The sequence below is a fragment of the Aquibacillus salsiterrae genome, assembly GCF_028416595.1.
Lineage (GTDB): Bacteria > Bacillota > Bacilli > Bacillales > Amphibacillaceae > Aquibacillus_A > Aquibacillus_A salsiterrae.
The window spans coordinates 135240-149510 of sequence record NZ_JAMQKC010000005.1 but is presented as its reverse complement, the minus strand read 5'-3'; the positions used below and the strand labels follow the sequence as shown (position 1 = coordinate 149510).

12 protein-coding genes are annotated in these 14271 nt (G+C 39.4%); 5 read left to right on the top strand and 7 right to left on the bottom strand.

Annotated elements, in window-relative coordinates:
• Window positions 1-69: 69 nt before the first annotated feature.
• Window positions 70-1326 (bottom strand): MFS transporter, encoded by a 1257-nt coding sequence (locus tag NC799_RS08505; RefSeq protein ID WP_272446005.1) that lies wholly within the window; start codon window positions 1324-1326, stop codon window positions 70-72.
• 160 nt (window positions 1327-1486) lie between these two features.
• Here NC799_RS08505 and NC799_RS08500 point away from each other — a divergent pair, with 160 nt between their 5' ends.
• Window positions 1487-1834, top strand: coding sequence for a hypothetical protein (locus tag NC799_RS08500; protein WP_272446003.1), 348 nt, complete (start codon window positions 1487-1489; stop codon window positions 1832-1834).
• Between the two features lie 82 nt (window positions 1835-1916).
• Here NC799_RS08500 and NC799_RS08495 read toward each other — a convergent pair whose 3' ends face one another.
• From NC799_RS08495 to NC799_RS08480, 4 genes are all read right to left on the bottom strand, one after another.
• Window positions 1917-2993 (bottom strand): mechanosensitive ion channel family protein, encoded by a 1077-nt coding sequence (locus NC799_RS08495; protein WP_272445999.1) that lies wholly within the window; start codon window positions 2991-2993, stop codon window positions 1917-1919.
• A gap of 301 nt (window positions 2994-3294) precedes the next feature.
• On the bottom strand, window positions 3295-3585 hold the full coding sequence (locus NC799_RS08490; protein ID WP_272445997.1) for an LSm family protein: 291 nt from the start codon (window positions 3583-3585) through the stop codon (window positions 3295-3297).
• 108 nt (window positions 3586-3693) lie between these two features.
• Complete coding sequence (locus NC799_RS08485) at window positions 3694-4521, bottom strand: DUF2268 domain-containing putative Zn-dependent protease (RefSeq protein WP_272445995.1); 828 nt, start codon at window positions 4519-4521, stop codon at window positions 3694-3696.
• Entirely contained in the window at window positions 4499-5233 is a 735-nt protein-coding gene (locus tag NC799_RS08480) for a class I SAM-dependent methyltransferase (RefSeq protein WP_272445993.1), read from the bottom strand. Before NC799_RS08480 ends, NC799_RS08485 begins: the two co-directional genes overlap by 23 nt.
• A 174-nt stretch (window positions 5234-5407) precedes the next feature.
• Between NC799_RS08480 and NC799_RS08475 the strand changes: the two genes are divergently transcribed.
• Together NC799_RS08475 and NC799_RS08470 are read left to right on the top strand one after the other, a co-directional pair.
• Window positions 5408-5902 carry an Lrp/AsnC family transcriptional regulator gene (locus NC799_RS08475; RefSeq protein ID WP_272445991.1) on the top strand — a complete coding sequence of 165 codons (495 nt, stop codon included), beginning with the start codon at window positions 5408-5410 and terminating at the stop codon, window positions 5900-5902.
• On the top strand, window positions 5902-7071 hold the full coding sequence (locus NC799_RS08470; RefSeq protein ID WP_417006674.1) for an aminotransferase: 1170 nt from the start codon (window positions 5902-5904) through the stop codon (window positions 7069-7071). The genes NC799_RS08475 and NC799_RS08470 overlap by 1 nt, the downstream gene beginning before the upstream one ends.
• Before the next feature lie 228 nt (window positions 7072-7299).
• Here the strand turns inward: NC799_RS08470 and NC799_RS08465 are convergent, their stop codons facing one another.
• Complete coding sequence (locus NC799_RS08465) at window positions 7300-8802, bottom strand: glycine betaine uptake BCCT transporter (protein WP_272445989.1); 1503 nt, start codon at window positions 8800-8802, stop codon at window positions 7300-7302.
• Window positions 8803-9058: 256 nt separating this feature from the next.
• Window positions 9059-10999, bottom strand: a complete 1941-nt coding sequence (locus tag NC799_RS08460) for a glycoside hydrolase family 127 protein (protein WP_272445987.1) — start codon at window positions 10997-10999, stop codon at window positions 9059-9061.
• A 128-nt stretch (window positions 11000-11127) separates the two neighbouring features.
• Between NC799_RS08460 and NC799_RS08455 the strand changes: the two genes are divergently transcribed.
• Window positions 11128-12024, top strand: a complete 897-nt coding sequence (locus NC799_RS08455) for an AraC family transcriptional regulator (RefSeq protein ID WP_272445985.1) — start codon at window positions 11128-11130, stop codon at window positions 12022-12024.
• Between the two features lie 244 nt (window positions 12025-12268).
• Entirely contained in the window at window positions 12269-14140 is a 1872-nt protein-coding gene (locus NC799_RS08450; RefSeq protein WP_272445984.1) for a sensor domain-containing diguanylate cyclase, read from the top strand.
• Window positions 14141-14271 lie beyond the last annotated feature (131 nt).

The following is a 14271-nucleotide window of genomic DNA, read 5'->3' as shown; positions in this document are numbered from 1 at the left end:
ATTTATTAATTTTAACGGTAGTGAAAAACGATAAAAACGCCCGAGCGAGTATAAAATCATGGGTGTTTCTTATTGAACTTCTGTTTTTGGTATGGGTACGAATCGTAACACAATCATCCCGATAAGAAATAATATAACTAGGCTAAAGACGCCCATATTTGATTTTCCGGTGAGCTGTGCTGTTGCACCAAGTAAAAGAGGCCCCATTACTGATGCGAATTTTCCGAAAATGTTGTAAAATCCGAAAAATTCGTTGGCGTGATTTTTCGGAATAAGTTTAGCAAAGTAGGATCGACTTAATGCCTGAATCCCTCCTTGTGATGTAGCAACAAGCATTGCTAGTATCCAAAAGTCTAGCACTGATTCTAGGAAAAAGGCGTAGATGCACACAATGATGTAAACTCCAATTCCTACATAAAGCATCGTTTTACCGGTAAAACGATCTGATAATCTGCCGTATACAAGTGCAAATGGTGCTGCAACAACTTGGGTAGCAAATAGTATGATTAACAGATTGGTGGAGCTTATCCCAAGGTCTGTTCCATAAGCCGTTGACATGGAAATAACAGTACCAACACCATCAATGTAGAAGAAGTAGGCAATGAGAAATAGGAAGACAGCCTTGTATTGTCTGATGTCTTTAAACGTCTTTGCCAATCGAATAAAACTAGCTTGAATAGGCTTTGGTTCACGTTCGATATAATGAATTTGGTGAACGTGTTTAAACATAGGGATAGAAAATATCCCCCACCAGATTGCTGTAATAAGGAAGGCAATCCGACTGGCACTAGCTGCGGAAAGACCAATCATTTCTTGTTGGGCAAGGACAATGATTGCAATACTAAGCAAAAATGGAATCGTACTTCCGATATAGCCTAATCCAAAGCCACGTGCAGAAACGCGGTTCATCCGCTTCTCTTCGGTAATGTCGACTAAAAAGGCATCATAGAAAATGTTTGCTCCAGTCGCGCCTAATGCAGCAAGTGTGTAGCAAAAAAGCAGGAGCAACCAGTTATCACCAGGAATAAAAGCAAGTAGAACGGTAGCGCTAACACCAAGTGTGAAAAAGAAAGCGAAAAACTTCTTTTTAAACCCCTGGTAGTCTGCAATCGTCCCTAAAACAGGTCCAAGTATTGCCAAAATAAAGGTAAAAATTGCAATTGTATAGCCTAAATAAGCCGTAGAATCCGCTCCACTTATACCAGCATTCGTTGCAGCAGCTTTGTAGTATAAAGGAAAGACAGCAGTTGTAATAATGAGTGTATAAGCAGAATTTGCCCAATCATACAGCATCCAGCTACTTTCTTGTTTCGAAAAACCCTTCATCGGCGTGCCTCCTAGAAATAAGATAACTCTATTTTACCACGTCTAGCTCCAGCGCCTAGCCCCTCGGGGTAACCTATCATCGTTTTTAACATATTCTCCTGTTTACTATTGGCTTGTCTGGGTAAATTATATATAGGAAAAAATTGAAAGGAGTGCTAACATGTCAAAAACTGTACGAGCATATTTTGCTACTGAAAATGATGTCGAATCTGTAAACGCAGACCTGCGCACCCTTAAGGTGAAGCATGTGACAAAGGACGCGATTCCAGAAGGCTATGAACAGCACTTTGTTGTCCCGATTGCTGGCGTTAATACGACTGGAAATGCGACAGGTGCAAGTAACGGGATGTTTGCTGCAATAAATGGACAAGTAGATCTAGACGAACCAACAGGGGAAAATAATCGAACTCAAGTATTAGAATTTGAAGTTGATGAGCAGGATTTAATGCAGGCATTGTCGATATTAAAAGAACACGATGGCCATATTGAAAAAGATCTATTAGATTAAAAAAACAAACGGCTTGGATACGAGACACAGATCCAAGCCGTTTGTTTTATTGAAAAAGGAAGAAAAGAACCATTCTCTGTGTCTAGCTTTTTATGTGTAAGTCAAGCTGTGGGAATGGGATTTCGATATTATGTTCTTTTAATATTTTATTAATGCGGAAATTGATACTGCTTTTTGTGGCAATCACGTGGTTTGGACTAGATATCCAGATGAAAAGTTCAAAGTCTAAGGATGATGCACCAAATGCCTTAAAATGCACAAAGGGCTCAGGGTCTGCTAATACGACGTCTGATGCTTTCATTTCGTCACGTGCAACTTGGAGGAGTAGCTCTCTGACCTTTTCCACATCTGACCCATAGGCAACGCCAATCGGGATACGTAATCGTAACGTTGGGTCACTATAGGACCTGTTGACAACATGTTCTTCTAAAAAGTAAGAATTCGGCACAATAATATGCTCGTTATCAATTGTCCGAATGATTGTCGCCCGCATATTTATCTTTTCAATATCCCCAATGATTCCATTAACAATCACTCGGTCACCAACCTTAATCGGGCGTTCAAACAACAGAATGATTCCTGAAATAAAATTGGATGTAATATTTTGCATACCGAAACCAATACCAACACCGATCACACCAGCAAAGACAGTTAGTGCACTAAGGTCGATTCCGACAGTTGTTAAGCTGACGACAAACGCAACAATCATGACCGTGTAGTGAAAGATGCGATTAAAGGTAAACTGTACACCGCGGTCTAATTGGTAACGCTGATAAGCGCGAGGTAATAAATGCTTGGTAATCATTTTCGATGCCCGGTTAGCAAAAGAAATAATTAGGATTGCAATAATTATGAGGAAAGCAGATATTTTTACCTTTCCAACGGAGGTAATTTCCTGGAACATCCAAGTCGAGCTTGAAAAATAGAATAGGATAAAAACTAGGATTCCGTAGGTCGTAATCCAGTTGATAAAATAACGAATTGGTGTCTCATTTTCAGAGAAGAACGATTTCCCCCGGTTACTTATCCGTTTAAAAAAACTTAAAACAAGCCATCTGCCAAGTAGAATCAATCCTAGAAAAAATAAAAATGGCAAGCCTTGATAATAGAGTTCCCTCGTAAAGTTAGTAAACATTGTTAAGTATAGGTAAGTATTCAAAGTATCACCCGTTTTTCAAGTTGGTTAGGCATCTTTTTATAAATGTGAAACCTGCTTGCATTATATTATAAAACTTAAAAATATACACTTAAAATCTACACTGCTCTTTTAGTGGTTGTTTCATTTTATTTTTCTAAAGATATGTCGGTTCAGATGAATAAAAAGGGCATCTTATTAGCGAAAGGGGGCAGGCCTTGCATTTTTTTGTGTCACTAGTCTCGTGGTCAGGTGGTCTATTGCTAGTTACGTTAGGAAAAAAATAACGGGATTCCCGAGTGTCTCGGAATCCCGTGTTAATGTTTTACCAGAAAAAGAATGGAAGAAAGGCCAATGCTGCGATGGTACCAAGGGCAATGCCCCAATTACCGTAACCACCATAGCCACCATAACCACCATAGCCACCATAACTACCATAACCATAGGGGCGACGATAGCCGTAGCCGTGTCCACCTAAACCTTTAGGAATTGGTTCGAGAAATACGTGTGACGGGCTTACGCGCTTAATGATACCAGCGTGGACTCTACCGTCTCTTGTTCTAATTCGAACCGGGCGTCCAATATGCTTTTGACATACACCGTAATATTTTGACATGAATAATCTCCTTTCATCGTGGACTTATTACCATCGTATGAAAGGGAGGGGTATTTGTGGTGGATACATGTCCAATGACGTTAGCACATTTTCGTTTTTTGCTAATAACTACGATGCAAACATTGAATAATCTAACAGCTGTAAAGAAGAAAGCGAATGCATCTGTTTTAATTGTAATTCCGGATGCTCTAAGCAGGAAGCGATAAGCTGATATCCGACTTTATATCCTAGCCATTTTGGGAAATGGCCATCCCCATACATAATTTGGTCATGGAGTGGGTCTGTCTTTTTCAAGTCGAGGCAAGGTTTTATCCATTTTCTAAAGAAAAGCTCGACTTCTTGTTTGGAAGGATGCTTTGCCCAACTGCCAACATATTCATTACCGAGCAAAGTACGTACCGCATTCTCAGCTAATCCCTCTAAGACAATCGCATCTAGGAGTGTTAAGTCTTCTTCCTTTTTTCCAAGTTTATCAAGCCGACAAATATGACTGTATTCGTGAATGACGAGCGCGTGAAGTTTTTTTAATGAAACATTGTTTGGAAGAAAAAAAAATAATTTACCTGGGTGACTAACTCCGGATACCCCTTCAAAGTGCTCACTCAATAAGCGGTTCTTTTCGTTAGATGGAAAGATAAACACAGGTACATCAGGTCCATCCCAATGCTGTGTTAATTTTTCTAATATTTTCCTAACGATAGACGTATAATTACGAGCGATAAATGTCTCAATTTGTTTATCATCCGTTGGGTGTGGCCAAAATAGACCATGATCGACTAAATGTATATGAATGTCCTGTAACGTTGCATCTGGAAAATACGCCTCTAGCGGTCCACACAAGCACTCAGCGTGGACGCGTGGGATTAGTTCCCGGTCACTGGTATTTTTCATCGTCAAATAATCGTTTAGCCAGTTACTTGTTGGGATGATGGTCATTTAAGGGACCTCCTTGTTTCGTACAAATAAATAAGGTGGATGAAAGGCGATTTGCGTATTTTTCGGTTAAATAATAGTGCTCCGTTAACTTTTTAACGAGAGATTCATCAAGCAATGCCTTTGATGTAAGGTCAATCGGTGAGCCCATATGTGGATTGACTTTTTCTTGATAATTGATTAAAAAATGATGATCGCTCAACTTCTGTTGCCATTGGGTTCTCGTCAAAATAGCAGTAACTTCATAATAGTTGATAAGTTCATCTTTTTCTGCTTGCTGGAGATGGCCACTATTAGTCATCTCATTCATAATTAACAATCCGTTCGGCTTTAAAACCCTGCTATATTCGCTTAAGGTTTCATCAATGTTAGTAAATGATGTTACCGATTCTGATAAAAGAATATCTTGGGACTGATCATCAAAGGGTAGGTTTTCTGCCTCACCTAATAAAATATTGGCGGATAAGTTGTGGGCTATCATCCTTTTCTTCGCTTTATCGACCATTGACTGGTTACAATCAAGGCCAGTTACGTGACAAGGATATGTTTGCACTAGATAGGCAACGGTTTGTCCTGTACCACAACCAACATCAACGATTTTTGTTGTTGGTCGAATTGTAATTCCTGCTAACATTTTCTTTGTCATTGCCAAACTTCCGGGATGTGCGCCGTTAATTCCAAGTCGGGCAAGTAATTGCGTATAGGTTATCGACATAAAAAAGCTCCTTACATGTTGGATATATTTCTACCATATGCATAAAAAGGTGTGTCGGTTAACGGCCACAAGCGGAAGTTCCCCTTTATCTTCCCTGTCGTTTGTAGTAACATAAGATAAAAATTGTCTAAATAAATCTGTATATTTATTTTTACCGAAAAGTAGGTGGATGTGTTGGAACAGAAAGAAAGAGAAGTTCTTCAGTTACTCGAGGAAAATGCGCGTTTAGATATTGAAACGATTGCTAAAATGGTTGATTTGTCTGTTGCTGAAACACAGCAAATTATTGAGAAGCTCGAAAAGGAAAATGCTATCTTAGGATATTCAGCAATCGTAAACTGGTCGAAGGTATTAGAATATGAAGGTGTAACAGCGATGATTGATGTGAAGGTTACCCCGGCAAGAGGCGTTGGTTTTGATAAAGTAGCAGAGCGAATTTACCGATTCCCAGAAGTAAAGGCTGTTTATTTAATGTCCGGTGCATATGATCTGTCTGTATCGATTGAAGGTAAAACGATGATGGAAATTAGTCGGTTTGTTTCTGAAAAGCTATCGACGTTAGATATGGTATTGTCTACAACGACTCATTTTGTCTTAAAAAAATATAAACACGATGGCATCATTTTTAATGACGATGAAGATGATAAACGGATTATGGTGTCACCATAATGATGAAGCAAACCTCTTATTTAGCAAAAACGGTTGACAGTCTTAAGCCATCAGGAATTCGTCGTTTTTTCGACTTAGCATCAAAAATGGACAATGTTATCTCATTAGGTGTCGGTGAACCTGATTTTGTCACACCATGGAACGTAATTGAAGCTAGCTATCATTCGCTAGAGCAAGGATACACCGCTTATACAGCTAATGCTGGGTTATTGGAACTGAGAGTGGAAATCAGTAAGTATTTAGAGCAAAATTTCAATGTTAGCTATAATCCGGAAAATCAATTAATTGTTACCGTTGGTGCGAGTCAGGCTATTGATCTTGCGTTACGAGCAATTCTTAATCCGGGTGAAGAAGTCATTGTCGTAACTCCTAGCTTTGTTTCGTACGCGCCGTCAGTGACATTAGCTGGTGGTGCGCCGGTAATTATTGATACGGACCCTGACAATGAATTTAAAGTGCGACCAGAGCAAATTGAGCAGGCGATAACTGATAAAACAAAAGCTATCATGCTTTGTAGTCCAAACAATCCTACTGGTACCGTTTTATCAAAGGCTGAGCTTGAAAAAATCGCAGCTGTCATAAAGAAACATGATTTACTCGTCATATCTGATGAGATTTATGCGGAATTGGCCTATGATGAACGTGCAATAAGTATCGCATCGCTTCCTGGAATGAGTGAGCGGACGATATTAATTTCAGGTTTTTCTAAGGCGTTTGCGATGACTGGCTGGCGTTTAGGGTATGCAGCAGGGCCAGTTGAAATTTTACAAGCAATGACTAAAATTCATCAATATACGATTATGTGTGCGCCGACGATGGCCCAGCACGGAGCTTTGGAAGCATTGCGAAATGGTGGCAATAGTGTCCAAAAAATGAAAATGAGTTACCAACAACGAAGAAACCTCGTTGTCAAAGCGTTTAATGAAATGGGACTTGATTGTCATAATCCGGGTGGAGCATTTTATGTGTTTCCGTCGATAAAAAAGACGGGATTGTCCTCAGAGTCGTTTGCTGAACAACTGCTCCAAAAAGAACGGGTTGCTGTCGTCCCGGGAAATGTGTTTGGTCAAAGTGGGGAAGGCTATATTCGCTGCTCGTACGCAACGTCGTTAAAGCAATTAGATGAATCGATGAAGCGGATAAGTAAGTTTGTTGAAAAATTAAAATAGTGTCAGAGGTAAAGGAAAAAGCTGGCATGCCTACTACTGAGTAGGTATGCCAGCTTTTCTTTAGGAATGCTTGTCGGGGCTGACCAAGGCGCCTACGCTTTTTTTTATTGTCTAGCTCCGGCGCCTAGCCCTTCGAGTCGTAAGTCAATCCTCTACATGGCAAAGACCGCCATTACGAGGCTTGTCTTACGCTTGTCAGGGCTAAACAGGCGCCTGCGCTTTTCTTCTTTACTTCCTTCCTTTTTTTAAATTTAATTGTTTTGCTTCTTTTTGTAGTGATTTTATTAAGCTTATACTCATCAACGCCATAATGATCGAGAATGGGAGGGCGGCGATTATCATTGTGTTTTGTAGTGCTTGAAGGCCACCGGTATATAGTAATACTAGGGCAATTGCTGCGAGCATGACACCCCAAGTGATTTTAATCTTTGCACCTGGAGAATGGGAGCCGTTTGTTGTCATCATCCCTAATACATACGTACCCGAATCTGCAGATGTGATAAAGAACGTACCAATCAAGGTAATAGCGACAAGTGAAGCGAACATGCCAATTGGGTAATTCGCAAACACACCAAATAAGGATTCTTCTGTCGCAAGTTCAGAAATTTTGGCGATATTATTGTGTTCAAGCATGATTGCTGAGCCACCGAACGTCGAGAACCATAAGAACCCAATCAATGATGGGACAAGAAGAACGCTAACGACAAACTCTCGAATTGTTCTACCCCTTGATACACGAGCAATGAATATACCGACAAACGGGGACCAGGCAATCCACCATGCCCAATAAAAAATAGTCCAGCCGTTAATCCATCCACGCGTTTCTTCATTTAACGGTGCAATTCGGAAGCTCATCTTTAAAAAGTTTTGTAGATAACTTCCAATTGTATCAGTGAACAAGTTTAAAATAAATAGTGTAGGACCAAAGATAAACATTAGCAAAAACAACAGTGCTGCAAGCCCCATATTCGCATTACTCAAATATTTAATGCCTTTACTAAGGCCTGACCACGCTGAAATCATAAATAGCACAGTTACAATTGCTATGATGATAAATTGGATAAAAATGTTTGATGGAAGACCAAATAGGTAAGACAATCCACCATTGATTTGAACAGCACCAAAACCAAGTGTAGTTGCAACCCCCATTACGGTTGCGATAACAGCAATTACATCGACTGTTTTCCCTAGTGCTCCGTCAACACGATTACCTAAGATTGGGCGCAGTGTACTACTAATTAGCCCGGGTTCATCGTGTCTGAAGTTAAAGTAAGCAATAACTAAAGCAACAATGCCATAAATTGCCCATGCATGGATACCCCAATGGAAAAAGGTATACCGTAATGCATCTTTAATTCCTTGATTGGTACCAACTTCCCCAGTGGGTGAACTAATTGCATAGTGACTAATCGGCTCAGCAGATCCATAAAAGACTAAGCCAATCCCCATTCCTGCGCTGAATAACATCGCAAGCCAAGTTGGTCTTGAAAATTCTGGCTTGTCGTCTGGTTTTCCAAGTTTTATTTTGCCTAACGGACTAAAGAGGAAATATAAACAGACGACAACAATGAACGTAACAAGTATTAAATAATACCAACCAAACGAAGTTGTAATAAATGATTGAATATTTGCTGTGATTCTTTCTAATGCCTCGGGTAAAAACACACCAGAAAGAACAAGCAAAGACAATATGACAAGTGAAACGTAATAAACGGTTGATCCTTGGTTCATTTATTAAATCTCTCCTTTTCTAAAGGTAACAATACCCGTTCGCGTCTTAACTAAACTTTTATTCCTTCATTTAGCATGTCTTAATGTTACGTTTTCTATGTAAAAATCAAAAAGATAGCTACAAGAGGATTTGCAATGTAAAGATAAAACATTATCGAGGATAATAAAGAAGGATTGTAGACACGAATGTTAAAGTGGAAAAGCGCTTATAAAAAGGCTGTCAAAATACGATTGACAGCCTAATTAGTATCACAGATTATTTCGTTTCATTCAGCCAGACGCGCATCTCACCGGGCTCTCGGTTACACCAAGCAAAATATGGAACGGCCTTGATTTGGACAGGTGTTTTTTGATAAGTTACTGGTGCATATAAGCTGTCATCTGACCATGTCGTTTCAACAATACGCAAAGCCTCACCAGAAATCGTAACGACACCATTCAGTAACTCTTGTTCAAATGCTGCTTCAAGTTTTCCTTCGCTCGGCAGGAAAATGTTGTGCAGGTTTTCCCCGTTATCGACTTGCTCTAAGCAATACACAACAGGACCACGTTGTAAGGCTACTTGACCAGCTGTTTCCCTAACATGAGGATTCGCATGAATTCGTTGAACCTCCATCGGAAATACTAGGTTAACCAGGTCACTGTCCTTCCACTCGCGGTCGATGTATACATAACCATCAACAATATCATCTACAATCGAGATAGCTTCCCCGTTTATCGTAACTTTTGCATCTTGGCACCATCCAGGAACGCGGATGGCAAGCTTGAAATTTGTTGGTTGGTCAACATTCACGTGAAGCGCTACATTACCTTCCCATGGATAATTCGTTTCTTGGCGCACTGTGACAGCTTCCCCGTTCAATGTGAACGAACCTTTACTACCGGTGTACTGGTGGACATATAATGTATCAATATCCTCTGTATATAAGTAACGGTTTAGCGAAGTAATCATCCGTGCCAGGTTTGGTGGACAGCACGCACAACCAAACCAGCCTTGTCGTACTGGTTTAACATGTTTGTGGTCATGTCTTCTGCTTGCAGCCTGGGAAACTTCCAATGGGTTAACGTAGAAAAATTTCTTCCCGTCTAAATTCATCCCACTAATTGTTCCGTTATATAACGCTCGTTCTAAGACGTCCGCATATTCACCCTTTTTAGCTAACTTTAACATCCGGTCTGCCCAGAAAACTAAGGCAATCGATGCACACGTTTCCGTATAGGATGTATCATTTGGTAAATCGTAGTCGAACGTAAAGGCTTCCCCGAACTCCCCAGAGCCAAGTCCAGCAGTTACATACATTTGCTTTCGGGTCACGTTATTCCATAGCGTCTCACTTGTTTCTCTTAAAGAATCATCGCCTGTTTCTTTTGCTAAATCGGCAATTGCTGTGTACATGTATAAAGCTCGTACGGAGTGACCGACAGCTTTTGTTTGCTCGCGAACAGGCAGGTGTGCTTGACTGTATCCCGGATCATCATTCCACCAAAATGGCTTCGAGTCGCCGCGCCTTTCCTTTTCTATTTCATAAAAGTGGGGTTGTTTTCCACGTTTGTCAATAAAATATTTGCTAAGCCTCAAATAGTCCTCTTTGCCTGTAACATGATAAAACTTGACTAATGCTAGTTCGATTTCCTGGTGACCTGGATAGCCTTGAATTTGTCCAGGCCCATCACCAAATACCGTATTGATATAATCTGCATAACGAGCCATGATATCGACAAACTTACGCTTCCCAGTTGCTTCATAATAGGCAACAGCAGCCTCGATTAAATGTCCTGCACAATACAATTCATGATTATCACGGACATTTGTCCAGCGTTTGCCTGGTTCTTTAATCGTATAGTAGGTGTTCAGGTAACCATCATTCTGTTGTGCCCTTCCTAACAAATCGATTAGCTCATCTGCAGTCTTTTCTAACGTTTCATCTGGTGTTACATGCAGGCTATAGGCCACGGCTTCTAGCCATTTTGCGACGTCACTATCTTGGAAAACCATCCCGTAATATTCGCCATCAGATTCACCGGCTGCAATGCGGAAGTTTTCGATGGCATGACTTGGTTCTGTATCTGGTAACTCATCGTTTAATGCTTTCCACTGGTAGGGAATAACTTCACGTTGAACGACTTCTAGTTGTTGATTCCAAAACGAATCCTGTACAGTAACGTTTGCAAGGTTTTTACTTGTATTCGTTTTCAATAATAATCACCTCTACAATTTATTTTAAAAAAGATAGTTAAATCATAGCATGGTAACATTTACTTGTCGGTAGTTAAATTATATAATAGGTGGACAAAACTTACTTATTTTGTGAAGGGATGTCTACGGTGAATCATTATCTTTTATTGGATACAAACAGACCGGTAGAATTTGTCTCTGCAGGTCAATTTGTGTCCGAACAACGATGGACCCACATGGAAAGAAATAACGATAGCTATGAACTTATTATTGGTGTCAAAGAAGTTCTGTATATTGAACAAGGTGGACAAAAGTACCAAGTAAAGCCAGGGGAGGTATTACTTTTATTACCGAACCAGGAACTATCTGGTTACAAGGAATGTGCGAAAGGAATCTCTTTTTACTGGTTTCATTTTAAAGACCTGCTCGGTGGTCCGCTTTTGGATGAAAAGGCATTTCATCAAACCCTACTGAAAATTCGGACTACCTCCTATACAGGGACGAAGCAATCACACGCGTTAGTACCAGATTATTCAAAACCTAAAAAAATAGAGAGAATCAATATTATCGCCAACCAGCTTTTGGATTTTGCTTATTCCAATAGTTATAACAAAAGTGCTGTTGACTACTTTATGACATTACTGATGATTGAACTGTCTGAGCAAACATTGGAATCAGTTTCAGCGGAGAACAGATCATCATTGAACGACCGTCGCATTTCGTTGGTTGAGGAATGGATCCGGATTCATGCATTAGAGGACATAACGGTGACAGCTGTTGCAAACTATTTCAATTATAATCGGGACTATTTATCCCGTTTCTTTAAAGAAAAAACGAACATGAATATCCGTGAGTATATTCATCGGCTTAAGCTGACAAAGGCCAAGGACCTTCTTACTAGTTCTGAAGAAGGAATAAAAGAAATTGCTTATCGTGTAGGAATTAAGGATGAAAAGTACTTTATGCGGTTGTTTAAAAAGTACGAGAAGGTCACCCCAACCGAATATCGAAAAGCCTACTTCCGAAGACTTTTTAACAACGAATAGGATAATTGAAGGTTTTTGCCGTCGACCAGAACACCCTATTAAATCAGATTAGCCGTGAATTCTTCTACTATGGCAGACTGAGCCCAACTATGTCAAAACATGCATAAAATATGAATCTTTTAGAAAATTGACCTAATTTCCTTGTATTAGGCTTCGCTTTATGTGGTAAAAATAGCTATGTTGGTGGTAAAATACTACTATCTATCATAAATATACCAAGAGTGCAAGAAGTGGGGGGATTGGGTTGGAGCAACATATCAAACGACTAATGCTTTTCTTTGTCGGAATATACATTGTTTTTTATTACTATATCGTTATCTTTTGGCCTGGAAGCCTAGCATTAAGTCATGTTTTATCAACTCTTGCCCCACTGCTTGGAACCATTCTATTTATCTATGGTTCCAAGAAAAGCATCGCATTAGATAAAGTGTTTTGGTTCCTTTTGGCATTAGGAAGCTTCAGTTATTTTATTGCTGAGGTTATTTTAACGTATCAGGAAAGCTTACTTGAGAAAGAAGCACCATTCCCTGGGATTCCCGATATATTTTACATTCTCCAGATTGGTTTTTATTTTTCAGCTTCCCTTTTCTTGATTTTCAAAGAAAGGCTCCCTTTATTTGCATGGAGCAATTTGTTCAATGTAGCTATTGTCATGACTGTTGCAACAACATTTAGTTGGTATTACTTAATTCGGAATTATCTTGGCGGGGGCGACCTTGTCTGGCCGTTTTTATTTTATGCTATCGGTTATCCAGTCGCAGACCTTTCACTATTGTTAATTTTCATTGGTTTATTATTTGGTGTCGACCAACCAAAGCGGAAAAACACCTACATCATTATAACTGTTAGTCTATTATTATATGTTATTGCCGATTCCCTTTATAGTTATTTACAATTTATCGAAAGCACTATGCCTGTTGGCTATATCGAACCAATTTATGCTACTGCTTTTCTACTAATGGGATATGGAGCTGCCACACAAGCTAAAGATCAAGCACTCATTAAAGCGAGAGGTGTGAAAGTAAGGAACATCCCAAAAATAAAATACAGTAAATTGATCATCACTTATACGAGTGTTTTAATCTTACTTGGTTTTCAACTCGCGGAGAGTTTCCGACTGAATGCAATTTTAATAGGTTCGAGTATTTCGATTGTGTTAATCATTGTTAGACAAATCCTTGTCATTGTAGAAAATAATCGTCTACTAAAACGTGTATCAGAGAAGGCAATTGAACATGAAACGAATAGGTATCGCTACAAATCATTGTTTAAATATCATCCGGATGCTGTATGCTCATTCGATCTAAATGGTAATTTTGTCACTGCCAATGAAGCCTGTATCAGACTGACAAGGATACCGAGAGATAAGTTGATCGGGTCATCTATTTTCACATTGCTTCAGGATGAGAATATCGATGAATTTCAAAGCCACTTGGAAAAGGTGATCAGCGGTGACCCTAGTCATTTCCAAGTCGAAATGGCAACGGACGATGGTGATGATTCGGTTTGGATGGATATAACGTTTATTCCAATCATTACAGAGGATGGGGTTAGTGGCATATATGCGATAGGGAAAGATATTACGTCAAATAAACAAAATGAAAAACGGATTGAATACTTAGCTTATCACGATGCGTTGACAGGGTTATTAAATAGACATTACTTTAATAAAGTTCTCAATGAATCCATTAAGCTTGCGGAAAAGCATGACCATATGCTTGCTTTATATTTTATTGATCTCGATGGATTTAAAGAGATAAATGATACGTTTGGGCATGATGCTGGTGATGGCTTATTGGTAGCAGTAGCGGACAGAATTAAACAATCGCTTGCACAAAGGGCAACTGTTGCAAGATTAGGTGGCGACGAGTTTACTATTTTAGTCCCGAAGATTCGTAACTTAGAAGAAAGTGCAACACTTGGAGAGGAGATTTTAGAATTGTTTGAAATGCCTTTTACCTTTAAAGGCAAACAGTGTAATATCTCGCCAAGTATTGGAATATCGATTTATCCGATTGATTCTGATAATGGCATCACGTTAATGAAGCATGCAGACAAAGCGATGTATCAAGTGAAAGAAAAGGGAAAGAACAATTATAGTTTGTATAGCCCGTGAAAAAGGTTAACAGGTCTATCTGACAACTGTTTAACCTTTTTTTAAAAGAAAGGTGTTTAGCCTGGTGGCTGTATAGTGGATTGAATTAGTTGTTAGGATAACTCATTAATACAGAGTGAAATAATAACTAC